This is a genomic window from Zoogloea sp. GW822-FHT05C07, assembly GCF_058800215.1.
On sequence record NZ_CM179510.1, the window covers coordinates 3567520 to 3594284 of the forward strand.

The window sequence follows — 26765 nt, forward strand, 5'->3', positions numbered from 1 at the left end:
CCGGCTGGAACCGATGCGGAGACAACAATGAGAAGACGGTATTCGAAGGGGCAGGGGCAGGGCGTGCAGCACCGCGGCGTGGCCGCCAGCGCAGTGGCGCTGGCCCTCGCGGCGGCCAGCGGCAGCGCCAGCGCCACCGATGTGTTCCGCCTGGAGGGCTTCGGGGCGGTCTCCCGCAGCATGGGCGGCGCGGCGACGGCGTTCGACACCGGCCCCGCCGGCATGATGACCAACCCGGCGACCCTGTCGCTGATGCAGACCGACAACGCCTTCCTGCTCGGCGTCGATCTGGTGACCACCGACATCGACGTGCGCAACCGGAGCACCGGCGAGAACGCGCATTCCGACGCCCACAGCGCCAACCGTGGCCCGTACTACGCGCCGCAGCTGGCCTACAGCCGCCGCGTGGGCGAGTGGACCTTCGGCGTCGGCGCCTTCGCGCAGGGCGGGCTGGGCACCGAGTTCGGCAGCCGCAGCTTCCTGTCCCGTGCGACTGGCGGGCTGGATACCGGGCTGGAGAATTCGAGCCGCCTGCTGGTGCTGAACATCCCGTTCGCGGCCAGCTTCCGCGTGTCGGAAGCGCTGACCGTCGGCGCAGGCATCGACGCCACCTGGCAGGGCATGAACCTCAACCTGCTGCTGGGGGCCGACCAGGTGGGCAGCCTGATCGGCGCCGGGCGGGTGTCCGGCTCGCTGCTGCCGGTGCTCGGCGGTCTGCCGGACCTGCGCGGCGCGCACTTCAGCCTGACCCGCAATTCGCCGGTGGCGAGCGGCATCGGCGCGTGGGGCTACACGCCGCGCGTCGGCATGACCTATGCGTTCTCCGAAGCGACCCGCGTCGGCGCAGCCTATACCGGTCGCAGCCATGTGTCGGACATGGAAGGCCGGGCAACGCTGACGGCTGTGGATGGGGGGGCGGGGCAGGTGCCGCTGCAGGGCCGCATCCGCATCCGCGACTTCCAGATGCCGGCGGTGCTCAACCTCGGCGTGAGCCAGCGGGTGAATGAGCGCCTCACGCTGGCGGCGGATCTGTCGCGGGTGTATTGGTCCAGCGTGATGAAGGACATCAAGGTGGGCTTTGCCGCCGATGCCGGGGGCGACCTGAACATCCTGCTGCCGCAGAACTACAAGGACCAGACCATCCTGGCGGTGGGCGGTGCCTGGCAGGCGGATTCCCGCTGGACGGTGCGCGGCGGCTTCCGCTTTGCGCAGCAGGCGTTGCCCAGCTCGACGCTGTTCGCGGTGATCCCGGCGATTCCCCGCAAGCATCTGTCGGCGGGCTTCGGTTACGCGGTGTCGCCGAATTCCAGCGTGGATCTCGCGTGGTCCCACGCGTTCAAGGAGAGCATGGATAACGGCAGTCTGCCGAACACCTCGGCGCCGATCCGGGTGAGCCACGCCCAGGACAACGCAACGCTGGCCTATACCTATCGCTTCTGAACGCGCATCCTTGCCAGAAAAAAGGGCGGCCGCGGGGACAGATCTTGTCCCCGCGGCCTGTCCGCATTGGGAGAAGACGGGATGAATCCCGACGACAAGATTTGCAGGGTGGCCAGGCAGACCTCGGTGCGCGGGGTCGTCATCGATGCGGGCGATGCGATGGACGTGCGCCGCCAGAAGATGGCGCGGATCATCCTCGATGCGATGTACCAGTTCCTCGGCCTGCTGGACCTGGACGGCAATGTGCTGGAGATCAACCAGACGGCGCTCGACGGGGCCGGCCTCGCGCTGGAGGACGTGATCGGCAAGCCCTTCTGGCAGGCGCGCTGGTGGGAAGTGTCGGAAGAGGTGCGCCAGCGGGTGCGCGAGATGATCGGGGAGGCCCGCACGGGCCGCTTCGTGCGCTGCGACTTCGAGGTGTTCGGCGATCTGCACGGCAGCCGCACCATCGTCATCGACTTCTCGCTGACGCCCATCCTCGACGATGCGGGGCAGGTGGCCTTCCTGCTGCCGGAGGGGCGCAACATCACCGAGAAGATCGCCAGCAGCGCCGAGCTGTCGCGCAAGAACGGCGAGCTGCAGGCGGCGCTGGAACGCCTGAAGGAGCTGGACGGCTACAAGACCCGCTTCTTCGCCAACGTGAGCCATGAACTGCGCACGCCGCTGGCCCTGATCCTCGGCCCGGTGGAGCAGCTGATCCACGAAGGCGTTGCTCTTGGCGAGCGGGATCGCTTCCGCCTGGCCACGATCCAGCGCAACGCGCGCTCCCTGTTGCAGCAGGTGAACAACCTGCTCGATCTGGCCCGCATCGACGCCGACCGGATGCCGATGGCCTATGTGCAGGCCAACCTGGTGGCCCTGGTGCGCGAGATCGCCGCCGGCTTTGACGCGGCGGCGGAGGACCGCCACATCACCTTCAGCCTGCGCGGCGAGGACGAGCTATACGCCGACGTGGACCGGGCCAAGTTCGCTCGCGTGGTGGAGAACCTGCTGTCCAATGCCTTCAAGTTCACGCCGCCGGGCGGGCGCATCGCCTGCGGCTTCGAGCACTTGCCTGGCGGCCGTGTGCTGCTCAGCGTGCAGGACACCGGCCCCGGTGTGCCGGACAAGATGAAGCAGCACATCTTCGACCGCTTCACCCAGGGCCGCGAAGGACTCGGCACGGGCGGCAGCGGGCTGGGGCTCAACATCGTCAAGGAGTTCGTCGAGCTGCACCGGGGGACGGTGGTGGTGGTCGATGCGCCGGGCGGCGGCGCCTGCTTCCAGGTGGAGCTGCCGGCCCGCGCGCCGGATGGCGCCTTCGTGCGCACGAGCGCGGGGCGCGAGGCGCTGCTGGTGCCGGAGCCTGCGTTGCCGCAGGCGGCGGACCTGAGCCTGCCCGACGCGGAGACTTTCCACCCGGGCGCCTTCCAGCCCGGCAAGCCGAAGGTGCTGGTGGCCGAGGACAATCCGGACCTGCGCCTCTTCCTGCATGACGTGCTGTCGGACGAGTACAACGTGATCCTGCGCGAGGATGGGGAAGCGGCCTTCGAGGCGGCGGTGGCCGATCCGCCGGACCTGATCGTCACCGACCTGATGATGCCGCGCTGGGACGGCGAGCGCTTCGTGCGCGCGCTGGCCGAGCGGCCGGACTACCCGAACGTGCCGGTGCTGGTGCTGTCGGCGCGGGCCGACGACGCGCTGCGCTCCAACCTCCTCGAAAACTTGGTGCAGGATTACCTGATCAAGCCCTTCTCGGCCCAAGAGCTGTGCGCCCGCGCCCGCAACCTGGTGGCGGTGAAGCGCACCGTGGACATCCTGCAGCGGGAGCTCAACTCCCAGGCTTCCGACATCCTCGAACTCACGTCGGGGCTGGTGGAGAGCCGCAAGTCCCTGCAACGCAGCTTCACCGCGCTGCAGGTGTCCGACCGGCGCTGGCTCGGCCTCTACGAAAACACCGCGGTGGGCATCGCGCTGGCCGACCGGGAAGGGCGCATCCTCTCCGCCAACCCGGCGCTGCAGCGCATGCTCGGCTACGGCGGCGACGAAATCGTCGGCGTGTCGCTGATCGAGATCACCGAGCCGTCCGAGCGGGCGACCGCCCAGCGCAACGTGTATGGCCTGTTCGACGGCGAGCTGCCCGGCTACAAGACCCAGAAGCGCTACGAGAAGAAGGATGGCGGCTACCTGTGGGCCAATGTGTGCGCGTCGCGCATCCCGGCCATGGCCCAGGACGGGCCGATGCTGGCCGTGATCGTCGAGGACATCACGCTGCGCATGGAGGCGGAACGCTCGCTGGCGGCGACCCGCGGCGAGCTGGCCCGCGTGGCACGCTTTACCGCGATGGGCGAGCTGGTCGCCTCCATCGCCCACGAGATCAACCAGCCCCTGTCGGCGGTGATCACCAACAGCCAGGCCGCGCTGCGCTGGCTGGCCCGGCCGGCGCCCGATCTCGGCGAAGTGGAGGCCGCGTTGCAGCGGGTCAATCGGGACGCCAGCCTGGCCGGCTCGGTGATCTCGCGCATCCGCGGCTTCCTGCGCGCCGGAGCGATCCGCCGCGAGCCGGTGGATGTGGCGCGCATGCTGGACGAGCTACTGCAGATGCTGCACGCCATGCTCGCCGACGCCGGCGTGCAGGTGCGCGTCGACCTGCCCGTACCCACGCCGTGCCTGATCGCCGATGCGGTGCAACTGCAGCAGGTGATCCTCAACCTGATCGTCAACGCGGTGGATGCCATGCGCGACCTGCCCGGTCGCGAGCGCCTGCTGCAGATCCGCGTCGAGCCGGCGCAAGCAGGCGGGCTGCAATTCTCGGTGCAGGACAGCGGTCCGGGCGTGCCCGACGGTGTGGAGGCCAAGCTCTTCGACGCCTTCTACACCACCAAGCAGGACGGCCTCGGCATGGGGCTGGCGATCAGCCGCGGCATCGTCGAGAACCACGGCGGCCGCCTGTGGCTGGAGCGCGGCGCCGGGCCGGGCGCCTGCTTCCGCTTCACGATCCCCGACAACTGAAAGCGCACGGAGACAGCATGGTGGACAGCCCCGAACGGGTATATGTGGTCGATGACGACCTGTCGGTGCGGGAGGCGCTGAGCAGCCTGATCCGCTCGGTCGGCTTGCCGGTCGAGACCTTTTCTTCGGCGGAGGACTTTCTGGCGGCGCAGCGCCCGCCCGGCGTGGCCTGCCTGATCCTCGACATCCGCATGCCCGGCCTCAACGGGCTGGAACTGCAGACGCGGCTCGCGCAGGACGGCCTGTCGATCCCGATCATCTTCATCACCGGCCACGGCGACATTCCGATGGCCGTGCTGGCGATGAAGAAGGGCGCCGTCGAATTCCTCTCCAAGCCATTCCGCGACGACGACCTGCTCGCCGCAATCCACGCTGCCCTCGAACGCGCACGGGCCTCCTACAAGGACGAAACCGAAGTCGGCGAGATCCGCCGCCGCTACGATTCCCTTACCGCCCGCGAGCGCGAAGTGATCGCCTTCATCGTCAAAGGCGCCCTAAACAAACAAGCCGCCGCCGAGCTCGGGGTATCCGAGATGACGGTGAAGGTGCACCGCCACAACATCATGCAGAAGATGGGCGTCACCCGACTGCCGGATCTGGTGCGGATGGTGGAGCGGCTGAGCGCTTGAGCGGGGCGGGGCGACGGTCGCTCCTCAGGCGCGGATCAACACCACGCCCAGAATCAGACACGCCGCGCCGGCCATCCGGATCAGCGTGGCCGGTTGTTGCTGGATGCCCAGCACGCCGAAGTGGTCAAAGGTGAGGGAGCCGATCATCTGCCCGACGACGATCAGGGCCAGGGTGGTTGCCGCGCCCAGTCGCGGGACCATCAGGATGGCGATGCCGATGAAGAGGGCTCCGAACAGGCCGCCGGTCCAGGACGTCCAGGGCGCAGCACCGGAAAACGATTCGGTGAAGCGCGGCCCCGGTGCAATGAGCGCGACGGCGAGCATTGCCGCCAGGCCCACCAGATAGCTGACGGACCCGGCCCACCACGGGGAGCCGAGATGTGCGCGAAGATTGGCGTTGAGCAGTTGTTGCAGCGCGACGCTCGCGCCCGCCAACACCACCAGCAGGTACGACAGGGCGTGGGACGTGATGGACATGAATGATTCCGCAGAAATGTGTGGGGTGTTTCATTCTGTGGAGCGGGTCGGTATAAGACAAATACCAAATCAGCCCTCCATTCATCTCGTTTCGGCATGCCCAGCTTTCGGCAAATCCAGTATTTCCTGACCGTTGCCGATCTGGGCGGCTTCACCCAGGCGGCTGCCAGCCTGTTCATTGCGCAGTCGGCCTTGAGCCGGCAGATCTCGCAACTGGAAGAGGAGTTGGGCTTCATCCTGTTCGAGCGGGAACCGCGCGGCGTGCGATTGACGCCGGCCGGCGCGGTCTATCGGGAACGGGTCGCGAGCATTCCGAAGACCCTGGCATTCGCCGCGGAGGAAGGCCTGCAACTGGCGCGCGGCGAGTCGGGCGTGCTGAAGTTGCTGCACTCCAGCACGATCCCGGCGATGAGTCTGATGCCGGCTCTCGACGTGTTCACCGCACGCAGTCCGAAGGCACGGGTCGAGCTCGACCGGGCGTCGTCCGAGGAGCAGGTCTCGCTGGTGGCCAATGGCAACGCGGACTTGGGCGTCATCCGGCTGCCCGTGCTGCGGCGGGATTCGCGCGTGCGCTTTGTCGAGTTGGCGGCCGAGCTCTTGTGGGTCGCCTTTCCTGCAGATCATCCGATGGCCGGCCAGGGAAGCGTCACGGTGGCCAGCCTGCAGCACGAACTGTTTGTCTCTGCCGTGTATCGGGAGCGCGGCGGCCTGGCGCGGGTCGTCACGGATCTGTGCTTGCAGCGTGGCTTTGTGCCCAGCACCGCGCAGATCGTCTCCCCCAAGACCTCGATGCTGAATCTCGTTGCCGCCGGGCGGGGGATTGCCATCGTGCCTGAGCGCATGACGACGCTCGGCAATCAGGGCGTCGTCTTCGTGCGCCTGAGCGACGACGATGCCAGATCCACCTGCGCCCTTGTTCTCCCCGTCCAGCCGACCTTGCTCGCGCAGACTTTTGCAGACCTCCTGACGATCTGAAAATCATGCAATCCACGACACTCGAACAACAGCTCAATTTCCTCCGGGAAATCGACCGCCTGAAATCCGTCGTCCGGCAATCGCCACTGCTCGACAAAAGCCGCAAGGAAAACTCGGCCGAGCATTCCTGGCACCTGGCGATGTACGCCCTGCTGCTGAGCGAATACGCCAGCGGGCCGGTGGATACCAACCGCGTGCTGCAGATGCTCCTGATCCACGACATTGTCGAGATCGACGTCGGCGACTTTCCGATCCACGGTGGCTCTTCCGCCGAGCTGCAGGCCGAGCAGGAAGCCGTCGCCGCGGCGCGCCTGTTTGGCCTTTTGCCGCAGCAGCAAGGCGACGCGCTTCTGGCCCTGTGGCAGGAATTCGAGCGCGCGGAGAGCGAGGATGCGAAGTTCGCCAAGGCCCTCGACCGCTTTCAGCCACTGCTGATCAATGTCTTCACCGGCGGCGGAACCTGGACGGAGAACGGCGTTTCACTGGAACAGGTCTTCTCGCGCTATGGGCCGGTTATCAGGAGAGGGGCGCCGCAGCTGTGGTCCGTGTGCGAGAAATGGGTGACGCAGCATTTTGCTGCCGGGCAGGTGTGAGGCGTGCCGTGCGGTCAAAGCACCAACGCATACGCCAGCTCATGCAGTGGGTAGCCCGTCAGTGCGTCGATGGTGCGAACCTGCCCGGTGGGCACGAAACCACAACTTTCGTACAGGCGCCGGGCGGCCGGGTTGTCGCGCATGCACCAGAGTTCCAGGCGAGCGAACCGCTGTTCCCTGGCGTCGAGGATGGCCTGTCTCACAAGTCCCTGGCCTGCGCCTTTTCGCCAGTAGGCAGGGTGAACATTTAAGGCCCATAGCTCGGCAACGGACTGATCGGCGTCGTAGCGTGGGCGGCCCAGGATCGAGAATGCGATCGGCTGCCCGTCAATCTCCGCAATGCGCAGCGTGAAGGGCGGCGTATCCGCGCGCAAGGCTGCGCGAAGCCCATCGAGATTCGCCCCCGGATCGAGGGCGGCGAGATAGGCAGCGGGCAGGAGGGCACGATAGCCCGCCTGCCAGGCTGCAACGCGGATTGAGCCGATGTGCTCGGCGTCTTCAGCTTGGGCGCTGCGGATCAGCATGGGCATTTCATATCGTCCCGTTTTCGCGGAGCCCATTGTTTCTGAGCCATCCTTGCCGCCTATGAGCCCGACTCGCGCCGCTCACTCCATTCCCGCGCTGTCCGTTCGAGATGTGCGAGAAACACCGCCGCAACGGGAGAGAGCCTTTTACCGCGTGGATACAGTGTGAACCACCGGGATTGGAGTGGAAAGCCATCCACATTCAGGATGGTCAGTTGATCGTCCGCGGGGCGCGCCGGCAGCGCGTGGCGCGAGATCACGGCGAGACCGAGGCCGCCGGCAACCGCCTGCTTGATCGCCTCGTTGCTGCCCAGCTCGAGCCTGACCTGCGGCACGAAGGCCGCGCGCGAGAAAAACGCATCGCATGCCAGGCGTGTGCCTGAACCACGCTCCCGCAGGATGAAGCGCTCGGCCGAGAGGTCGGTAAGTTCCAGATGACGCCCCTTCAGTCGGTGCTCCTCGGGGGCAATCAGGACCAATGGATTGGGCAGGAAGGCGTGCTGTTCGAGGTCGAGATTCTCGGGCGGCATCGACATGATGTAGAGATCGTCACGGTTCTCGCGCAGGCGCGCGACCACCCCGTCGCGATTCAGGATCTCGAGTGCAATCTCGATGTTCGGGTGTTCCGTACAAAAGTTGCCCAAGAGGCGCGGCACAAAGTACTTCGCGGTGCTCACCAGCGCGACGCGCAAGCGTCCCTGCTCAAGCCCCTTCATGGCATTGAGGGTCTGCTCGAAGGCGAGCCACTCGTCGAGCATCGCCCGTGCTGTCACTGCCAGCGCCTCGCCGGCAGGGGTCAGGAACAGACGTTTGCCGATCTGTTCGTAAAGAGGCAGACCGGCGGCCTCGGCCAGCTCGCGCAATTGCATCGACACCGTCGGCTGGGTGACATGGCAGGCCTCGGCAGCTGCGGTGATACTGCCGCGCTCGGCCAGCGCCAGGAAGAGGCGCAACTGGCGAAAGGTGGCGTTCATAGATATTTATCGATCAATATCATCGTAAATATCGATTATTGCTTATTTTCTTCCGTCGGTAGTATGCGACCCAGCCCAATCGCTGGAAAGCCAGACACGACCCACCATGAAAACGCACACCCCCCAAACCCAGGCCACCGTCACCCCGGCACTCGCCCTGCAATTCCTCAAGGAAGGCAACGCACGCTTCGTTAACAACCTGCGCGTGAGCCGCGACCTGTTGCAGCAAGCCAATGAGACGCGCGATGGTCAATGGCCGTTCGCCACCGTCGTCAGCTGCATCGACAGCCGCACATCGGCCGAACTCATCTTCGACCAGGGCCTCGGGGATATCTTCTCGGTGCGTATCGCCGGCAATGTGATCAACACCGACATCCTCGGCAGCCTCGAGTTTGCCTGCAACGTGGCCGGGTCGAGACTCATCGTGGTGCTCGGCCACTCCTCATGCGGCGCAATCAAAGGCGCCTGCGACCACGTGGAACTCGGGAACCTGACCGAACTGCTGTCGAAGATCCAGCCCGCCGTGTATCAGGAGAGCCAGACCCTGGAACCGGCAAAGCGCAATTCGAAGAACACCGCGTTCGTCGAGAATGTTGCCAACCTGAACGTACGCCATTCGGTACGCTCGATCATCAACCGCAGCTACATCCTCGAGCACATGGTCGCCGCCGGCAAGATCGGCATCATTGGCGCCAAACACGACCTGGCCACGGGCGAAGTCACCTTCTTCGAGGACACTTGGCTGAATGACGAGGCATCCATTCGGGCGATGGTCGGGTAGGGGGACAGCCAGCTTCAGCGCACTACCAACTCTACCCGCCGATTGTGTGCGCGCCCGTCGTCGGTCGCGTTCGTATCCAGCGGTGCGAGGCTGGCCACCCCCTTTGCCATCAAACGCCTGGCTTCGATGCGCTGATCCTTGACCAGTGCATCGACCACTGCCTGGGCGCGCTGTTGCGAAAGCAGTAGGTTGGCGTCGAGCTGGCCCTGCCCATCGGTGTGCCCCACCACATAGACTTGCAAAGACGGCTGCGACTTGAGCAGCTTGCCCATCTCTTCGAGTTGCAGTTTGGAGTTGGGCTTGATCTCGGCCTTGCCGGTATCGAAGTACAGGCCATAGAAGGCCACCTTGCCTTCCTTTTGCAGGCCGGACTGGATGTCGGATGCCTTCAGCACGGTCACCTGCCCTGCCTGCATGGCCTTCGGCTCCACCACTTCGATAAAGGCCGCGCTGTAGTCGGTGTTCGAGTTGACCGCCTTGCTCACGTACAGCAACACCCATGTCTCGACGCCGCCCTGAGCCAGCGTGCCGACCCACATGCGTCCTTCTTCGAATGCAACTGCGGCATCCGGGTTGTATGTGGCACTTGACCCCAATGCGGGAATGGATCCGCGCGACCACAAGAGGCCCTTGTCGAATTCAAGGGGTGTCAAGGCGAAGTACTGATCGCTGCAGGCCACCTCGCACGAGAATTTCTTTTTGAACCCGGCTGCGCTCAATGCCTGCTCGTGGTTGCGATAGACCTCAAGCGGGCTCTTGCCGGCTGGCGACAGGTAAACAGCGCGCGTGCGCTTGCCCTCTACTGTAACCACATCCCGGAACGGCTTGCCCTGCATGTCTTTGTTGATAACCGCAGACGTCGGCAAGCGCGCAGCCTCCCACGGCTCGGCCTTGTAGCCGATCAGGGTGGAGCCGGCGAAGCGCTTGATGAGTGCCGGATCGGTCGATCCCGGAACGTCCTTCGGGAAGTCTCCCGCATGGGCTGCTTGAAGAAGCGCCATCGCCGAAGCGGCGATGAACGATGCGCGCGCCCCCTGAATGATCTTGTGCAGCATGTCTGCCCTTTCTTTTGTGATTGAAAGACTTGAAGGCAGTATCACCGGCTCTTCCGCACCTGGTCGAACACTGCCCTTTATTCTCGGTTCTGGGGCGGCATCTTCGCAGCGCAGCAGTTCACTTTTTTCACGTTGTGCATGCCAATCGATTCATTTCAAATGGAATATCCGGTCGGCGCATGGCGGTGTGACAATCGGCGGATCATCCGTGCGCGGGGACGATGCGATGGTGCTGCACGTCGATAAGGGTGTGAGCAGGGCACGATGGATGTTGTGCTGCCCTGCAAGCATCCGAGACGCAACCGCCTACATGACATCCGCGCGGGCAAACACGCTTCCATCCGCCGCCATCTAAGCCTCATTCCGTCGTCTTGCTGCGGCATCGTGTCGCATCGGCATTCATTTCGTCTGAGGAGAGAATCCGGGCCTGACGAAATTGAGTGGATAAGGAAGTCCCCATGCGACGTGTTGCGCCCGTGCCCTCCCGGCTTGCCCTGATGATGGCCTCGTTGTTCCCCCTGGTTTCCGTTCCGGCCGCGTGGGCGGCGGATGGGCCGGCGGAGTTGTCGGAGGTGGCGGTGTCGGCGTCGCGTGTCGAGCTCTTGCGCGGTGGGCAGGGCGTGGAGCGGTCGTGGATCGCGCGTCAGCGTGCGGCGACGAGCGATTCGGCGGCGTTGCTGCTGGGTGTGCCGGGAGCGGCGATGTCGACGGCGGGTGGGGTGTCGAGCTTGCCGGTCATCCAGGGTCTGGCGGACGACCGCAACCGCATCCAGGTGGATGGCATGGACCTGATTTCGGCCTGCGGCAATCACATGAATCCGCCGCTGTCCTATATCGATCCCACGCGCATCGGCGAGATCCAGGTGTATTCCGGCGTGCGGCCGGTGAGCCTGGGCGGCGACAGCATCGGCGCGACGGTGGTCGTCGATTCCCGTGCGCCGCGTTTTGCGGCGGCGGGCGAGGGTCATCTCGCGACCGGTGAGGTCGGGGCGTTCTACCGTTCCAACGGCGATGCGCATGGCTTCAATGCGACGGCGACCTGGGCCAGTGAAAACCTCAGTGTCACGTATGCGGGCTCGGAGGCGGAATCGCGGAATTACCGTTCGGCGAAGGATTTCAAGAACGGGACGACGGCGCTCAATACGCGGGTGGGCGATCACTGGATCGCCGGTGACGAAGTGGGCTCGTCGGCCTACAAATCAATCAACCAGGCGCTGGATGTGGCCTTGCGCAATGGCAATCATCTGTTCGAGCTGAAGGCCGGGGTGCAGCACATTCCCTACCAGGGATTCCCGAACCAGCACATGGACATGACCGACAACAAGAGTGCCCGCTTCGCCTTCAATTACAGCGGGACTTTCGAGTGGGGCAGCCTGCAGGGGCGGATTTATCAGGAGCAGACCCGCCACCAGATGGATTTCGGCAAGGACAAGCTTTACTGGTATGGCGCCGCGAAGAATGTGGCCGGTATGCCGATGGACACCAAGGGCAACACCATCGGCGCGCAGCTGAAGGCCGAGATCAATCTCAACGAGCGCGACATGCTGCGTGTCGGCACGGAGTACCAGCGCTATCGTCTGGACGACTGGTGGTCGCCGGTGGCCAACTCGATGATGATGTCGCCGAACACCTTCTCGAACATCAACGATGGCCAGCGCGACCGCTTCGATGTGTATGGCGAATGGGAAGCCCAATGGACGCCGCGGTGGACCTCGCTGGCCGGTGTGCGCAGCAGCACGGTCCGAACGAACGCCGGCACGGTGCAGGGCTACAACACGATGGCGGGCTATGCCACCGACGCGGCGCGCTTCAACGCCGCCGACCGCCGCAAGACCGACGACAACGTGGACGCGACACTGATGCTGCGCTTCACGCCCGCCGCGGGGCGCGTCTTCGAGGGCGGCTATTCGCGCAAGACCCGCTCGCCGAGCCTCTACGAGCGCTATACGTGGTCTACCAACGGCATGGCGATGACCATGAACAACTGGCTCAACGACGGCAACGGCTACGTGGGTGACGTGGCGCTGAAGCCGGAGGTGGCGCATACCGTCAGCGTCAGCGCCGATTTCCGTGACGTGGAGCGGCAGCGTTGGGCGTTCAAAGTCACGCCTTATTACTCCTATATCGACAACTACATCGATGCGCGCTGCCTCACAGCCTGTACGGCGCAGCGCTTCAATTATTTGAAGCTGGTCAATACCGATGCGCGCATCGCCGGCATCGACCTGTCCGGCCGGGTGCTGCTGGCGGAGGGGGCGGGCTTCGGCAGCGTCACCGGCAAGGCGGTCGTGGGCTATGTGCGCGGCAAGGATGCGCGGCACGACGACCATCTGTACAACATCATGCCGCTCAACGCCCGGCTCACCGTCGAGCATCGCGTGGATGCGTGGATCAATAGCGTCGAAGGGGTCTTCGTGAAGGCCAAGGACGACGTATCCCAGGTCCGCAACGAGATCCGTACCGCCGGCTATGGCCTGCTCAACCTGCGCAGCAGCTACGACCGGAAGCATTACCGCGTCGACCTGGGCATCGACAACGCCTTCAACAAGCAATACGTGTTGCCGCTGGGCGGTGCATATATCGGCCAAGGCACCACGATGGCTCTCAACGGTGCCGGCGCACCGTATGGCATTGGCGTGCCGGGCATGGGGCGTTCGCTCTACGCGGGGCTGACGCTGAAGTTCTGATATGCCGCGCTACTCCCCCGAATGGCTTGATTCCACGCCGTTTCCATGCCAGCCTGAAAAGCTGGAATAAAAGGAGTCTTCCCATGAAAGGCGACAAGAAAATCATTGGCATTCTCAACGACCTGCTGGCGGGAGAGCTGGCGGCCGTTGACCAATATCTGATTCACGGTGAGATGTATTCGGACATGGGCTATGTGCACCTGTCCGAGAAGGCCCTGCACGAGTCCGACCACGAGCGCCAGCATGCCCGCGCGCTGATCCAGCGCATCCAGTTTCTGGAAGGCACGGCCTACGTGGACAAGCGCAGCCCGATCAAGGTCGGCAAGGGCGTGAAGGAGATGCTGGAGGCCGATCTGGCGCTGGAATACCACGTGGTCGGCGAACTCAAGAAGGCCATCGCGGCCTGTGAGAAGGCCCAGGACTACGTGACCCGCGACATGCTGCTGGTGCAGCTCGAGGACACCGAGATGGACCACGCCTACTACCTGGAAAAGCAGCTCCGCCTGCTCGACGCGGTGGGCCTGCACAACTACCTGCAAAGCCAGATGAAGCCTGGCCACCCCAACGCATAAGAAAGGTCTGCGATGAAAGGCGAAAAGAAGGTCCTCGACATCCTGAACAAGGCGCTCACCAACGAGCTGACCTCGATCAACCAGTATTTCCTGCATGCCCGCATGTTCCGCAACTGGGGCTTCGAGAAGCTCAACGACTACAACTACAAGCAGTCGATCCGGGTGATGAAGGAAGCGGACGAGATCATCGAGCGCATCCTGTTCCTGGAAGGTCTGCCCAACCTGCAGAACCTGGGCAAGCTGCTGATCGGCGAGAACGTCAAGGAATGTCTGGAAGGCGACCTCAAGTACGAGAAGGACGTGCAGCACCCGCTGCTGGTCGAGGCGGTGGCCCTCAGCGAGACGCTGGGCGACTACGTCAGCCGCGACCTGCTGCAGGAACTGCTGGAAGCCTGTGAAGAAGCCATCGACTGGCTGGAGACCCAGCTGTCGCTGATCGACGATGTGACCCTGCCCAACTATCTGCAGTCGCAGATGGAGCCGGGTGGCAGTTGAGTCGCCGTCGGACGGGCTCATGACTGAGTGCCGTCCAGGAAATGAAAAATGCCGGTCCCGTGAGGGGCCGGCATTTTTTCAGGCTGGCGGCGGTCGGCGGCGCAGGGGCGCCAGCAGCGGCTTGAGCCCGTTGTGGTCGAGTTCGAGCATCAACGCCAGCAGTTGGCCCAGCCTGCCGGGCGGAAAGCCCTGGCGGGCGAACCAGGCCAGGTAATTGCCCGGCAGGTCGGCCAACACGCGGCCCTTGTACTTGCCGAAGGGCATCACGTAGTCGACCAGCGCCTGCAGGTCGTCCGGGTTCATCGCGGGCTACGGGCAATGTCGGCGAGGATGGCGGTGAACAACTGCCAAGCGCGGCCGACGGAGTCGATGTCGACGCGCTCGCCAGGCGCGTGGGCGCCACGGATCGTCGGCCCGAAGGAGACCGTGTCCAGCCCCGGATACTTGGCACCGATGATGCCGCACTCCAGCCCGGCGTGGATCACCTTGACCTGCGATTCGCCGCCGAACTCCCGTGTGTAGGCTGCCTGACACAGGGCCAGCAAGGGCGAGGCGGGATTGGGCGTCCAGCCCGGATAGTGGCCGGAGATTTCGGCCGGCGTGGCGGACAGCGCGAACAGGCTGACGATCTCTTCCGCCAGCGCGGTACTGCCGCTGTCGCGCAGGGAGCGCACCATGAAGTTGGCGCTGCCCTCCGTGGGGCTTACCGATACCACGCCCAGATTGTTGGACGTTTCGACGACGCCCGGCACCGCCAGGCTCCAGCGCCGCACGCCGTGGGGCGCCGCGTGCAGGGAGGCCAGCCACACCGCTTGTTCGCTCTCGGCCAGCAGCGTGTCGGTGCTGGCCGGGCCCGCGTGCAGGCTGACGCCGTCGTCCACGCCAGCCAGTTCCTCGCGCAGCAGGGCCTGCCAGTCGGCCAGGGCTTCCTCCAGCTCGGCGACCTGCATCGTCGGCAGGGCCACCACCGCCTGGGCTTCGCGGGGCAGCGCGTTGCGGGCGGTGCCGCCTTGCAGGCTGGCCAGACGCAGCGGGAAGTCCGCCTCCAGGCTGCGCAGCACGCGCACCAGCAGCTTGATGGCGTTGCCGCGTTCCTCATGGATGTTCACGCCGGAATGGCCGCCGCGCAGGCCACTGAGGCGGATCTGCCGGCAGATGAAGCCGGTGGGCAGCCGCGCCGGGTGGCCCGGACGCTGGACGTTCACGTCCACACCGCCGGCGCAACCCAGGTAGAACTCGCCCCAATCCTCGGTATCCAGGTTGAGCATCAAGCTGCCTTGCAGCACGCCGGGCGCCAGGCCCTGGGCGCCGCCCATGCCGGCTTCCTCGTCCACCGTGAACAGGGCTTCAAGGGGGCCGTGGACGAGGTGCTTGTCCTCCAGCGCGGCGAGGATCAGCGCCACGCCGATGCCATTGTCGGCGCCGAGGGTGGTGCCGTCGGCGACCAGCCAGCCGCCGTCGCGGCGCGGGCGGATCGCGTCGCGGGCGAAGTCGTGCGGCGTGTCGGCATTGGCCTGGCAGACCATGTCCAGGTGGCCTTGCAGCACCACGCCGGGGGCCGCCTCATGACCGGGGCTGGCTGGTTTGCGGACGATCAGGTTGCCGACGTCATCCACCTGGGCCGCCAGGCCGCGGCCCAGGGCCCAGTCGAGGAGATGGTCGCGCAGCGCGTCTTCGGCCTTGGATTGACGGGGCGTGCGGCACAGGGTGGCGAAATGGGACCACACGGCGGCCGGCTGAAGACCGGCAAAAACGGAGTCGGGCATGGGATGCGGAGGCGTGGATTGATCGGGGTCGGGGCTCAAGCCTTGCAGACCTGGGCGGCGATGTCGAGGGCGCGCAGGCGCAGGTCCGCGTCGAAGACGTCGCTGACCAGCATGAACTCGTCGGCGTCGGTGGCTTCGGCCAGGCGGGTGAGGCCGCTGCGCACGCTGTCCGGGCTGCCGATCACCGCGGCACCGAGGAAGTCGCCGATGGCGGCGCGCTCTTCCGGATGCAGGTTGGCCATGAAATGCTCCTCCGGCGGTTGCAGGCGGCGCCGATCGCCGCGCAGGATACCCAGCACGCGGCGGTAGGTGCTGCTGGCCAGGAAGTCGGCTTCCTCGTCGGTGGGCGCGGCGATCAAGGGCACCCCGACGATGGCGTAGGGCTTGGCGAGCTGTTCCGACGGGCGGAAGTGGCTGCGATACACGTCGAGGGCCTGCAGCAGCAGGCGCGGTGCGAAGTGGGATGCGAAGGCGTAGGGCAGGCCGCGCTCGGCAGCGAGGCGCGCCGAGAACAGGCTGGAGCCGAGCAGCCAGATCGGCACATTGGTGCCGGCGCCGGGCATGGCGATGAGCTTCTGGCCGGGCTGGGCCGGGGCGAGCAGCTGCTGCAGTTCGGCCACGTCGCGGGGGAAGTCTTCTTCGCGCTCGATGCGCTCGCGGCGCAGCGCGCGCATGGTGAGGCCGTCGGTGCCGGGGGCGCGGCCGAGGCCCAGGTCGATGCGCCCGGGGTACAGCTCGGCCAGCGTGCCGAAGGCTTCGGCGACCACCAGCGGAGCATGGTTGGGCAGCATCACACCGCCGGAACCGACGCGGATGCGCGAGGTGCCGCCGGCGATGTGGCCGACCAGCACGGCGGTGGCCGAGCTGGCGATGCCGGCCATGTTGTGGTGTTCGGCCAGCCAGTAGCGGGTGAAGCCGAGGGACTCCACGTGGCGCGCGGTGCGCAGGGAGATGGCGAGGGCATCGGCCACGCTGCCGCCTTCACGGACGGCAACCAGGTCGAGCATGGACAGGGCAATCTGGTTCAGGGCTTTCATGGTGCGCATTGTCGGTGGCGGGCGCCGGCGCCGCCAATAGGGAAAGCCCTTTCGAGTCGCGGCGGGCGCCGCGCGTTCCCCAATGCCTGATCCATCCTGGCATCCCGCCGCCGGTGGGGCCGGCAGCGGGATGCTTCAGCGCCCGATGACGCCTTCCAGCGGCGAGCTGGCGCTGGCGTGGTACAAGCGGCGCGGCATGCGGCCGGCCAGGAAGGCGTGGCGGCCGGCTTCCACGCCGAGGCGCATGGCGGTGGCCATGCGTATCGGGTCGCCGGCGGCGGCGATGGCGGTGTTCATCAGCACGCCGTCGCAGCCCAGCTCCATTGCGATGGCGGCATCCGACGCGGTGCCGACGCCGGCATCGACGATCACCGGCACCCGCGCGGCGTCGATGATGAGGTTGAGGTTCCACGGGTTGAGGATGCCCATGCCCGAACCGATCAGGCTGGCCAGCGGCATGATCGCCACGCAGCCGATGTCCTCCAGCATGCGCGCCTGGACCGGGTCGTCGGAGCAATACACCATCACCCGGAAGCCGTCGCGCACCAGTACTTCGGCAGCCTTCAGCGTTTCCGGCATGTTGGGGTAGAGGGTTTCGGCGCTGCCCAGCACTTCGAGCTTGACCAGGTCGTGGCCGTCCAGCAGCTCGCGGGCGAGGCGCAGCGTGCGGACCGCCTCCATCGCGCTGTAGCAGCCGGCGGTGTTGGGCAGCAGCGTGTAGCGGCGCGTGTCGAGCACATCGAGCAGGCTGGGCTGGGCCGGGTCCTGGCCGATGTTGGTGCGGCGGATCGCCACGGTGACGATCTGCGCGCCGCTGGCTTCCACCGCGTCGCGAGTCTGGGCGAAGTCCCGGTACTTGCCGGTGCCCACCAGCAGGCGCGAGCGGAAGGTCTGGCCGCCCATGATGAAGGGCGTGTCCAGCGGTGTTGTGACGTGATGCGCTTCGGGTTTTCCCATATCAGCCTCCTCCGACTGCGACGACGATTTCCACCCGGTCCTGCCCGACCAGCGGGGTGTGGGCGTAATGGCTCTTGGGCACGATCTGCCCGTTCACTTCGACGGCCACCCGCTTGCCGGCGTAGCCCAGGTCGATGACCAGGTCGGCGACGCGCCACGGGTTGGGGATCTCGCGGGTCTGGCCGTTGAGACGGATCGGGATGCTCACGCTGCATCCTCCGCGATCAGCCCGCTGCCGGCGGCCAGCTGGTCGGCCCGGTAGGAAGAGCGCACCAGCGGCCCAGCGGCCACTTCGATGAAGCCCAGCTCCAGAGCGATGTGGCGCCAGCGCTCGAATTCCTCCGGCGGCACGTAGCGTTCCACCGGCAGGTGGGAGGCGGACGGGCGCAGGTACTGGCCGAGGGTCAGGATGTCGCAGTGGTGGGCACGCAGGTCGCGCATCGCGGCGAGGACTTCCTCGTCGGTCTCGCCGAGGCCGAGCATCAGCCCGGACTTGGTGGGCAGTGCCGGGTGGCGGGCCTTCATGTCGGCGATCAGGCGCAGCGACGCGGCGTAGTCGGCGCCGGGGCGCACCGCGCGGTACAGGCGCGACACGGTTTCCAGGTTGTGGTTGAAGACGTCGGGCAGCGCGTCGCCGAGGGTTTCCAGAGCCAGCGCCTCGCGGCCGCGGAAGTCGGGGGTCAGGATCTCGATCTGCACCCACGGCGAGGTGTTGCGGATGGCCGCGATGCAGGCCGCGAAGTGGCCGGCGCCGCCGTCGCGCAGGTCGTCCCGGTCCACCGAGGTGATGACCACGTAGCGCAGCGCCATCGCCGCCACGGTGCGTGCCAGGCGCGCCGGCTCGTCGGCGTCGAGCGGGGCCGGGCGGCCGTGGGCCACGTCACAGTAGGGGCAGCGGCGGGTGCAGATGCTGCCCATGATCATGAAGGTGGCGGTGCCGCGGGCGAAGCACTCGCCGATGTTGGGGCAGTCGGCCTCCTCGCAGACGGTGTGCAGCTCCTGTTCGCGCAGCAGCTTCTGCAGGTCGCGCACGGAGGCGGTGCCCGGGTCGCGCGCGCGCAGCCAGGGCGGCTTGGGGGGCGAGGCCCGCTGGCTGTCCACCTTCACGGGGATGCGGGCCAGCTTGTCGGCGCCGCGCAGGCTGACGGGCGTGGCGTGGGCGGTGGGCATGATGTCTCCTTGGGGTGGGGGCTTGCGATCCGGCTTGGGCCGGACTCCGGTGTGTTCAGGCCTGCGGTGGCCCGCGCGGCAGGGCGGACACCAACCCACGGGGAGGGGGGATACCCGTGGGCCGGCGTTCCGCCCGCCGGCGGAGCCGGTCAGCCGACGAAGCGGGCAATGGCCCGATTGACGTCGTTGGCGGCTTCCATCTGCACCATGTGGCCGCGGTTGCCGAGCACTTCCACCTGCACCTTGCCGGACACCGCGTGGGCGTGGGCGACCGGGATGATGCGGTCTTCCTCGCCCCAGATCACCAGCACCGGCTTGCCCAGTGCGGCCAGCTGGTCGGCCATCACGCTGTTCTGGCGGCCGTCGGCGAACAGATTGCCGGACAGGGTGGAAAGGGCCTGGCCGACGCCTTCCAGGCGCTTGTACTTGAGCAGGTCGTCCACCAGCTGGCGGGTCACCAGGCTGCTGTCGGCGAACAGGTCGGCCAGCAGCGGCTTGAGGGCGTTGCGGTTGGCGGCGGAGACGAAGCCCTGGATGTAGCCGGTGTTGATCTCGCTGCCCAGGCCGGCGCTGCCGATCAGGCTGAGGGAGCGCACTTTGGCCGGGTGGCGCAGGGCTACGGTGAGGGACACCGCGCCGCCCATCGAGTGGCCGACCAGGTGGGCCGAGGCGACACCGACCGCGTCGAGGAAGGCCGCGACGGTGTCGGCCAGTGCGGCCAGGTTGCCCTCGCCGACGTCCTTGGTGGATTCGCCGTGGCCGGGCAGGTCGAGGGCATACACCGCCCGGTCGGCGGCCAGCGCTTCGTGGTTGAACAGCCAGTTGTTGAGGTCGCCGCCGAAGCCGTGGATCAGCAGCATCGGCTCGCCGCCTTCGCCGCGCTTGAGGTAGCGCAGCTTGTGGCCATTGACCTCGATCTTCTGGGTGGTCGGGCCCTGGTCTTCCTCTTCGCCGTCGGCCGGCTTGAAGTTGGACAGGAAGTCGGCGACGAAGGCGTCGATGTCGGCGTCGGACACGCTGGCGTCGGCGATGACGCCGAGCAGACCGCCGACCGGCAGCACGTCTTCTTCATTGGCGAGCTGGCGGCGCAGCACGCCGGTGGCGCCTGCTTCGACGGCGCCGGCGATCTTCTCGCTCTCGACTTCGACGATTTCCTGGCCTTGCTCGACGGCATCACCGACCTGCTTGAGCCAGCCGTTGACCTTTCCCTCCTGCATGGAAAGGCCCCACTTCGGCATGGTGATGGTTTGGATGGCAGACATTACTTGTACTCCTTGACGCTCTTGACGGCGGCGACGATCTTCGCCGCGCTGGGGATGTAAAGCTCTTCGAGTGCGTCGCTGAACGGCACGGGAGCGTGGAAGCCGGTGACCTGGCGGATCGGCGCCTTGAGGCTGTCGAAGGCTTGCTCGGCGACCAGGCCGGCGATGTCGGAGGCCATGCTGCAACGGGGATGGGATTCATCCACGACCACCAGGCGGCCGGTCTTCTCGACGCTTTCGAGGATGGTGTCGGCGTCCAGCGGCGAGGTGGTGCGCGGGTCGATGATCTCGCAGTGGATGCCCTGCTTCTGCAGGTCGGCGGCGGCCTCCTGGGCCTTCAGCACCATGCGGCCGATGGCCACGATGGTCACGTCGTGCCCTTCGCGGACCACGGCGGCTTCGCCGAAGGGCACGGTGTAGAGCTCTTCCGGCACTTCGCCTTCCATCGTGTAGAGGGCCTTGTGCTCGAGGAAGATCACCGGGTCGTTGTCGCGGATCGACTGGATCAGCAGGCCCTTGGCGTCGTAAGGGTTGGACGGCACCACCACCTTCAGGCCCGGGATGTGGGTGAAGATGTTGTACAGGCACTGGGAGTGCTGCGCCGCGGCGCGGAAGCCGGCGCCGTACATGGCGCGGATCACCACCGGGGTTTCGGCCTTGCCGCCGAACATGTAGCGGAACTTGGCGGCCTGGTTGAAGATCTGGTCGAAGCACACGCCGAGGAAATCCACGAACATCAGCTCGGCCACCGGGCGCATGCCGCAGCAGGCGGCGCCGATGGCGGCACCGACGTAGCCGGATTCGGAGATCGGGGTGTCGATGACGCGGCCCGGATGCTTGGCGTACAGCCCGCGGGTCACGCCGAGCACACCGCCCCAGGCGTCCTGCTCGCCCGGTGCGCCGGAGCCGCCAGCCACGTCTTCGCCCATCACGATGACGTTCTGGTCCCGGCTCATTTCCTGGTCGAGAGCCTCGTTGATGGCCTGTTGGTAGGTAATCTTTCGTGCCATTTTTATGTCTCCTGGATTCTTTGGGCGGGCGTGATCAGTAGCTCACGTACACATCGGTGAGCAGGTCGGCTTCGGTGGGTTTCGGGTCGGACTTGGCCTTGACCACGGAGCCGTCGATGAGGGCCTTCACTTCGGCGTCGATGGCGTCCAGGTCGGCCTGGGCGAGCTCGCCGCTGGCGGTCACGCGGCGGGAGAACTGCAGCAGGCAGTCCTTGGTGTCGCGGATGTTCTGCACTTCGCCGGGGGCGCGGTAGGTCTGCTGGTCGCCCTCGAAGTGGCCGTAGTAGCGGGACAGCTTCACTTCCACCAGGGACGGGCCGCCGCCGTTGCGGGCGCGCTCGATGGCCTCGCCGGCGGCTTCATGGACGGCGAAGAAGTCGAAGCCGTCCACCGTGATGCCGGGCATGCCGAAGGCCGAGGCGCGGTCGGCGATGGTGTCGCAGGCCACCGAGTAGTTGTAGGAGGTGGCTTCCGCGTAGCCGTTGTTCTCGGCCAGGAAGATCACCGGCAGGTTCCACACCGAGGCCAGGTTCATGGCTTCGAAGATGGTGCCCTGGTTGGAAGCGCCGTCGCCGAAGAAGCACACGCTGACGTTGCGGGTGCCGCGCAGTTTGGCCGCCAGCGCGGTGCCGCACACCAGCGGGCCGCCGCCGCCGACGATGCCGTTGGCGCCGAGCATGCCCACCGACAGGTCGGCGATGTGCATGGAGCCGCCCTTGCCCTTGCAGGTGCCGGTCTTGCGGCCCCAGATCTCGGCCATCATGCCGACCGGATCGACGCCCTTGGCGATGCAGTGGCCGTGGCCGCGGTGGGTACTGGCGATGTGGTCGTCCTTGGTGAGGTTCATGCACACACCGGTGGCGGACGCCTCTTCGCCCGCATAGAGGTGGACGAAGCCCGGGATCTCGCCGGTGGCGAAGTCGGTGTGCAGGCGCTCTTCGAATTCGCGGATGGTGCGCATGGTGCGGTAGGCCGTCAGCAGGTCATCGCGAGTCAGTTTCTTGGTCACGGTTGTCTCCAGATTGTGGATTTTTGGGTGGTGCTTCCGGTGCGGAGCGGGCTGCCCGCGCCGGGGTCGGTGGCGGTCGGCGCCGCGGGGCGCCGTCCGGGGTTGAGGGCTGCGGGCGGGCCGCAGGCGGGAAGAAGGTGGTGAGTCATGCCGGCATCTCCGTGGCCAGCGGCCGCCGCAGCGCGCCGTGGCGCACCGCGGCGGCGAGGGTGGCGCGCACGTCCAGCGTGCGCGGGCCGTCCAGTTCGAGGGTTACGCTGGCCGGCTCGCGGCCGTTGAGTTCGATCTCCCGTTCGCCGTCGAGGGCCAGGCTGCCGCGCAGGCAGCGCAGCGGACGGGGCTCGCCGGGCAGCAGCAGGCCGTGGGCGGCCACCGGCACCGGCACCACCAGCCCCGGTGCGATGGGGGCCAGCACCGCGGAGGTGGCGCCGTCGCACTGCACCCAGGCGCCTTGCCACTCGTTGCGGCCCACCGGGGCGAGCATCGCGGCGATGCTGGACAGGCCGATGGCGTCCGGTTCGGCGAAGCTCACGAACAGCTCGGCGATGCTCGACGGGTCCCACACGGCGCGGGCACCCACGTGGTCCAGGTGGGTCACGCAGACATCCACCAGGGCGATCTCTTCCCGCTCGCCGACCTGAACGCGCAGCTGCTTGTTGGGCACCGCGGCTTCTTCGATGCTGACCGCGCCGCTCGCCAGCAGGCCGGCGGCGAGGCCGGTCAGCGTCGCTTCGCGCAATTCGGGAAAGGCGTTGTTGGTGCCGGACGACAGCGTCGCCAGCGGGATGTCGCCGCATGCGGAGGCCACGACGCGGTGGGTGCCGTCGCCGCCGAGCACGACGATGACCGCTACGCCGGCCGCCCGCATGCGGCGGATCGCCTCGGTGGTGTCGCTGGCATCGTGGCGCAGCGGCATGGACAGGAACTCCACCTGCGGCCACGGCTGGCCGCGGTCGGCCCGGTGACCGTCGATGGCGCGGGTCAGGCCGGCGGCGATGCCCACCACGTCCGGCATCATCACGACACGCTGTACGCCCACCGCGCCGAAGGCGCCGAGCAGGCGCTCGATCATGTTGACCTTTTCCACCGTCGGGAAAACCAGCGCCTTGCTGGTCAGCCGGCGGATGTCCCGCCCCGAGGCGGGATTGGCCAGGATGCCGATCGGAGGGATTTGGGAGTCGTGTTTCACAATTGGGTTTCAATTGGTTGGCGAATTGCGTTCCTTTGTGCACGGGGCGTGCCAATTGCCGATTGAATACCGGATTTGTGCGCTGCTATTTTTGTATGGTCATGAAAAGTAATGTTTTTTTATTTTTGATTTTGCTGTGCGGTGAAAATGGATTCGAAAAGAGGGAGTGAGAAATGAGGCGCCAGGACGAGAAAGAGACGAGAAACTGAGACAGGTGTCTCAATTTACGGAGACAAACGTCAGCATTGCTTTAATTGCCGTAGCGGAATACGCTTTGTCGTTACCAAAGGATGCTTTTCCTAAAACACTCCCGATATATATGGGGGAAATAAAATGATGCGGGGACAAGGTGAGATCGCCCGCCACGTGGAACGCGTGGTCGAGGTGGTGGAGAGGGGCGCGCGGCTGCCCAGACATCCGGCGCAGGACCGGCTGACGCGCTCGTGGCAACGCTCTCTGAGCAAATACCAGGTCGATCCGGGGCTGGCGACGACGCCCCAGGTGGTGACCGCGCAGGAATTGCGCGAGCACCGCGACCGCCTGGATGCCTTCATGCGCATTGCGCGAGAGGGCATGGATCGCCTGCATGAACAATTGCGGCCGTCGAGTTATTGCGTGCTGCTGACCGACGCGACCGGCGTCACCGTCGATTTCCGCACCGTGCCGGAACTGGACAAGGAATTCCGCGCCCAGGGTTTCCGCAACGGCACGCGCTGGTCTGAAATGGACGAGGGCACTTGCGGCGTGGGCACCTGCCTGGTGGATGGCCAGCCGATCCTTGTGCATCGGGGCGAGCATTTCCGCTCCCACAATATCGGCTTCACCTGCAGCTCGGCGCCCATCCTCGGCATCGACGACCAGCCGCTGGCGGTGCTCGATGCGTCGGCGCTGTATTCACCCGAGAACCGGGACAGCCAGTTGCTGGTGTTCCAGATGGTGGTCGAGAAGGCGCGCCTGATCGAGGACGCTTTTGCGTTCCACAGCCTGCGCCAGTACTGGATATTGCAGTTCGGTCGCAGTCCTGAACTGCTGCACGTGCAGACCGACTACCTGCTCGCCTTCGACGACACAGGCATGATCGTCGGTGGCAATCGGCGGGCCCGCAAGGAACTGCTGCAGCGGCCGGGGCGGATGATCAGCTGCGTGTCCGACCTCTTCGAATGCTCGGCCGCCGATCTGCTGGCGGCGGCCCACGCGCAGCCGGGGCAGGCCATTCCGCTGCGCGTGCAGGACAGCGGCGAACGTTTCTTCGCGCTGCTGCGGGTGCCCGATGCACGGCGCCGCGCGCCGAGCGATGTGCACCACGGCGCGACCAACGACGAGGGCTGCAACGAGGTGCGCGGTTTCGGCCACCTGGCCACCGACGATTCGCGGGTGCGCACCAACGTCAGCCGTGCGCTGAAGGTGGCCAACCGGGACATCCCGGTGATGCTGCTGGGCGAGACCGGCACCGGCAAGGAAGCCTTCGCCAAGGCCATCCACGACTGCAGCAGCCGCCACAAGCAACCCTTCATCGCCCTCAACTGTGCGGCGATTCCGGAAAGCCTGATCGAGAGCGAGCTGTTCGGTTACCGGGACGGTGCATTTACCGGCGCGCGGGCCAAGGGCGCCCGCGGCAAGATCCTGCAGTCGGACGGCGGCACACTGTTCCTCGACGAGATCGGCGACATGCCGCTGGTGCTGCAGAGCCGCCTGCTGCGCGTGCTGGCGGAGGGCGAGGTGCTGCCGCTGGGCGCCGAGCAGCCGATCCCGGTGAAGTTGCACATCATCTGCGCGACCCACCAGAACCTGCCGCGCCTGGTTGAAGAGGGGCGCTTCCGCGAGGATCTGTACTACCGCCTCAACGGCGCGGTGTTCGTGCTGCCGCCGCTGCGCGAGCGGGAGGACATCGGCACGGTGATTGACCGGGTGCTGGTCGAGGAGATCAAGGCGATGGGGCGGGAGTCTCTACGCCTGGCGCCTGAAACCCGCGATGCGCTGATCCGCCACGGCTGGCCCGGCAACATCCGCCAGCTGCGTCATGCGATGCGCTACGCCTGTGCGATCTGCGAGAGCACGCTGCTGCACACTGCGCATTTCCCGCCGGACCTGTTCTTCGGCCCGCGCCTGGTGTCGGCCCGGCCGGCGCCGCGGGATGATCACGACATCCACAGCCTGCGCGAGTCCCTGCCGGAACCGCCCGCGCCGCCGCTGAAGGAGAAGGACGCCCGCCTGCGCGAGCGCATGCTGGAAGTGCTGCGCCGCAACCAGTGGCAGGTGACGGTGTCGGCGAAAGAGCTGGGCCTGTCGCGGGCCACCTTCTATCGCAAGCTGACCCGCCTCAACATCGTGCCGCCCAACCGACGGGACCACTGAATGCCGCAGCCCGAGCCTTGGCCTGGGTTTCAGCTTCAGGGGCCGGGGTTCGGGTTGTCTGGCAGCGCCGGGATGGCGCTGAGGTATTCGTAGATGGCCCGAAGGTCCTGGTCGGTCTTCTTGCCGATGACCGGCCAGGGCATGACCTGCAGGATCGAGCCCGGTGGGTCGTTGGGGTTGTGGCCGGTGCGCATTGTCGTCATGAAGTCCTTCAGCGTCAGTCCGGCAGGTTTACCCGTCGAATCCGGAGTGATGTTGGCGGAGGTGATCGAGGGACCGAACTGCCGCCCTCCCGACATATACACGGTGTAGTTGATCAGCTCGGCTTCACCGAGGAAGGGGTTTCCGCCTTGCACGAATTCGGGATGGGTGTGGCAGTCATTGCAGCCGTTGGTATTCACGATGTAGCTGCCGAGGCCTACCAATTCGCGGTTCTTGCCGCGTAGATTCAGGTGTACTCCCAGCGGGACGATTTCGAAGCCGCGCTTGATGCGCGAATTCATGTCGCTGAGGCTGTCGTCTGCACGGGCCCCGGGCACGGCAAATAGCGACAGCGCGAAGAATGTTGCCGTGGCGGTGGGTAACAGCCTGAAACGTCTTGCAGCCATGGTGGGATCCTCTGGTGTTGGTGTCCATCATCGAATTGCCAGGCCGGGCTCTGGTTTGAAGGGGCGACGGTTTGTCATGTGCCCGGATATGCGCCCTTGTTGCCTCATCCCATGATGGGTGCCAGAGGTCTCACGCTCCTGGCGTGGCAAGGCGTCTGTCACCTCATCATTCATTCAACTTAGACGCTCCCGGGTGAATTCCAAGTGGA

The 26765-nt window shown here is 66.2% G+C and carries 25 protein-coding genes; 10 read left to right on the forward strand and 15 right to left on the reverse strand.

Annotated elements, in window-relative coordinates; all coding sequences use genetic code 11:
- Positions 1-27: 27 nt before the first annotated feature.
- From AC3QL2_RS16565 to AC3QL2_RS16575, 3 genes are all read left to right on the forward strand, one after another.
- Positions 28-1440 carry an OmpP1/FadL family transporter gene (locus AC3QL2_RS16565; protein ID WP_493236204.1) on the forward strand — a complete coding sequence of 471 codons (1413 nt, stop codon included), beginning with the start codon at positions 28-30 and terminating at the stop codon, positions 1438-1440.
- Positions 1441-1521: 81 nt separating this feature from the next.
- Positions 1522-4431 (forward strand): ATP-binding protein, encoded by a 2910-nt coding sequence (locus AC3QL2_RS16570; RefSeq protein WP_493236205.1) that lies wholly within the window; start codon positions 1522-1524, stop codon positions 4429-4431.
- Positions 4432-4448: 17 nt separating this feature from the next.
- On the forward strand, positions 4449-5060 hold the full coding sequence (locus AC3QL2_RS16575) for a response regulator transcription factor (RefSeq protein ID WP_493236206.1): 612 nt from the start codon (positions 4449-4451) through the stop codon (positions 5058-5060).
- Positions 5061-5084: 24 nt separating this feature from the next.
- On the opposite strand, the gene AC3QL2_RS16580 is transcribed toward AC3QL2_RS16575, so the two are convergent.
- Positions 5085-5537, reverse strand: a complete 453-nt coding sequence (locus AC3QL2_RS16580) for a DMT family transporter (RefSeq protein ID WP_493236207.1) — start codon at positions 5535-5537, stop codon at positions 5085-5087.
- A 96-nt stretch (positions 5538-5633) separates the two neighbouring features.
- On the opposite strand from AC3QL2_RS16580, the gene AC3QL2_RS16585 reads away from it, so the two are divergent.
- Both AC3QL2_RS16585 and AC3QL2_RS16590 read left to right on the forward strand, forming a co-directional pair.
- The gene (locus tag AC3QL2_RS16585) at positions 5634-6512 is read left to right on the forward strand and encodes a LysR family transcriptional regulator (RefSeq protein WP_493236208.1); all 879 of its coding nucleotides are present in this window, start codon (positions 5634-5636) and stop codon (positions 6510-6512) included.
- Between the two features lie 5 nt (positions 6513-6517).
- The gene (locus AC3QL2_RS16590; RefSeq protein WP_493236209.1) at positions 6518-7105 is read left to right on the forward strand and encodes an HD domain-containing protein; all 588 of its coding nucleotides are present in this window, start codon (positions 6518-6520) and stop codon (positions 7103-7105) included.
- A gap of 14 nt (positions 7106-7119) precedes the next feature.
- On the opposite strand, the gene AC3QL2_RS16595 is transcribed toward AC3QL2_RS16590, so the two are convergent.
- Both AC3QL2_RS16595 and AC3QL2_RS16600 read right to left on the reverse strand, forming a co-directional pair.
- Complete coding sequence (locus AC3QL2_RS16595; protein WP_493236210.1) at positions 7120-7629, reverse strand: GNAT family N-acetyltransferase; 510 nt, start codon at positions 7627-7629, stop codon at positions 7120-7122.
- A gap of 59 nt (positions 7630-7688) precedes the next feature.
- The gene (locus tag AC3QL2_RS16600; protein WP_493236211.1) at positions 7689-8603 is read right to left on the reverse strand and encodes a LysR family transcriptional regulator; all 915 of its coding nucleotides are present in this window, start codon (positions 8601-8603) and stop codon (positions 7689-7691) included.
- A 106-nt stretch (positions 8604-8709) separates the two neighbouring features.
- On the opposite strand from AC3QL2_RS16600, the gene AC3QL2_RS16605 reads away from it, so the two are divergent.
- Positions 8710-9384 carry a carbonic anhydrase family protein gene (locus AC3QL2_RS16605; RefSeq protein WP_493236212.1) on the forward strand — a complete coding sequence of 225 codons (675 nt, stop codon included), beginning with the start codon at positions 8710-8712 and terminating at the stop codon, positions 9382-9384.
- A 14-nt stretch (positions 9385-9398) separates the two neighbouring features.
- Here AC3QL2_RS16605 and AC3QL2_RS16610 read toward each other — a convergent pair whose 3' ends face one another.
- On the reverse strand, positions 9399-10439 hold the full coding sequence (locus AC3QL2_RS16610) for an OmpA family protein (protein WP_493236213.1): 1041 nt from the start codon (positions 10437-10439) through the stop codon (positions 9399-9401).
- Positions 10440-10897: 458 nt separating this feature from the next.
- On the opposite strand from AC3QL2_RS16610, the gene AC3QL2_RS16615 reads away from it, so the two are divergent.
- The 3 genes from AC3QL2_RS16615 (at position 10898) to bfr (AC3QL2_RS16625) (ending at position 14193) form a co-directional block, all read left to right on the forward strand.
- Positions 10898-13126, forward strand: a complete 2229-nt coding sequence (locus AC3QL2_RS16615; protein ID WP_493236214.1) for a TonB-dependent receptor — start codon at positions 10898-10900, stop codon at positions 13124-13126.
- A gap of 83 nt (positions 13127-13209) precedes the next feature.
- Positions 13210-13698, forward strand: a complete 489-nt coding sequence (gene bfr / locus AC3QL2_RS16620; RefSeq protein ID WP_493236215.1) for a bacterioferritin — start codon at positions 13210-13212, stop codon at positions 13696-13698.
- Between the two features lie 12 nt (positions 13699-13710).
- On the forward strand, positions 13711-14193 hold the full coding sequence (gene bfr, locus AC3QL2_RS16625; RefSeq protein ID WP_493236216.1) for a bacterioferritin: 483 nt from the start codon (positions 13711-13713) through the stop codon (positions 14191-14193).
- Positions 14194-14271: 78 nt separating this feature from the next.
- On the opposite strand, the gene AC3QL2_RS16630 is transcribed toward bfr (AC3QL2_RS16625), so the two are convergent.
- The 10 genes from AC3QL2_RS16630 to AC3QL2_RS16675 all read right to left on the reverse strand — a co-directional run bounded on the left by AC3QL2_RS16630 (position 14272) and on the right by AC3QL2_RS16675 (position 23593).
- A complete protein-coding gene (locus AC3QL2_RS16630; protein ID WP_493236217.1) occupies positions 14272-14496 on the reverse strand; it encodes a DUF3820 family protein in 225 nt (74 codons plus the stop codon).
- Positions 14493-15959 carry an aminoacyl-histidine dipeptidase gene (locus tag AC3QL2_RS16635; RefSeq protein WP_493236218.1) on the reverse strand — a complete coding sequence of 489 codons (1467 nt, stop codon included), beginning with the start codon at positions 15957-15959 and terminating at the stop codon, positions 14493-14495. Before AC3QL2_RS16635 ends, AC3QL2_RS16630 begins: the two co-directional genes overlap by 4 nt.
- A gap of 35 nt (positions 15960-15994) precedes the next feature.
- Positions 15995-16996, reverse strand: coding sequence for an LLM class flavin-dependent oxidoreductase (locus AC3QL2_RS16640; RefSeq protein ID WP_493236219.1), 1002 nt, complete (start codon positions 16994-16996; stop codon positions 15995-15997).
- Positions 16997-17131: 135 nt separating this feature from the next.
- Entirely contained in the window at positions 17132-17899 is a 768-nt protein-coding gene (locus AC3QL2_RS16645) for a thiazole synthase (protein WP_493236229.1), read from the reverse strand.
- A gap of 55 nt (positions 17900-17954) precedes the next feature.
- Positions 17955-18161 (reverse strand): sulfur carrier protein ThiS, encoded by a 207-nt coding sequence (gene thiS, locus AC3QL2_RS16650; protein WP_493236220.1) that lies wholly within the window; start codon positions 18159-18161, stop codon positions 17955-17957.
- Positions 18158-19123, reverse strand: a complete 966-nt coding sequence (gene lipA / locus AC3QL2_RS16655) for a lipoyl synthase (protein WP_493236221.1) — start codon at positions 19121-19123, stop codon at positions 18158-18160. Before lipA ends, thiS begins: the two co-directional genes overlap by 4 nt.
- Before the next feature lie 149 nt (positions 19124-19272).
- On the reverse strand, positions 19273-20385 hold the full coding sequence (locus tag AC3QL2_RS16660; protein WP_493236222.1) for an acetoin dehydrogenase dihydrolipoyllysine-residue acetyltransferase subunit: 1113 nt from the start codon (positions 20383-20385) through the stop codon (positions 19273-19275).
- Positions 20385-21395, reverse strand: coding sequence for an alpha-ketoacid dehydrogenase subunit beta (locus AC3QL2_RS16665; protein ID WP_493236223.1), 1011 nt, complete (start codon positions 21393-21395; stop codon positions 20385-20387). The genes AC3QL2_RS16660 and AC3QL2_RS16665 overlap by 1 nt, the downstream gene beginning before the upstream one ends.
- Before the next feature lie 34 nt (positions 21396-21429).
- Positions 21430-22404 carry a thiamine pyrophosphate-dependent dehydrogenase E1 component subunit alpha gene (locus tag AC3QL2_RS16670; RefSeq protein WP_481115474.1) on the reverse strand — a complete coding sequence of 325 codons (975 nt, stop codon included), beginning with the start codon at positions 22402-22404 and terminating at the stop codon, positions 21430-21432.
- A gap of 145 nt (positions 22405-22549) precedes the next feature.
- Positions 22550-23593, reverse strand: a complete 1044-nt coding sequence (locus AC3QL2_RS16675) for an ATP-NAD kinase family protein (RefSeq protein ID WP_493236224.1) — start codon at positions 23591-23593, stop codon at positions 22550-22552.
- Between the two features lie 333 nt (positions 23594-23926).
- Here AC3QL2_RS16675 and AC3QL2_RS16680 point away from each other — a divergent pair, with 333 nt between their 5' ends.
- On the forward strand, positions 23927-25948 hold the full coding sequence (locus AC3QL2_RS16680; protein WP_493236225.1) for a sigma-54-dependent Fis family transcriptional regulator: 2022 nt from the start codon (positions 23927-23929) through the stop codon (positions 25946-25948).
- Positions 25949-25983: 35 nt separating this feature from the next.
- Here AC3QL2_RS16680 and AC3QL2_RS16685 read toward each other — a convergent pair whose 3' ends face one another.
- Positions 25984-26556: a hypothetical protein gene (locus tag AC3QL2_RS16685; RefSeq protein ID WP_493236226.1), complete on the reverse strand. Its 573-nt coding sequence runs from the start codon at positions 26554-26556 to the stop codon at positions 25984-25986.
- Between the last annotated feature and the right edge of the window lie 209 nt (positions 26557-26765).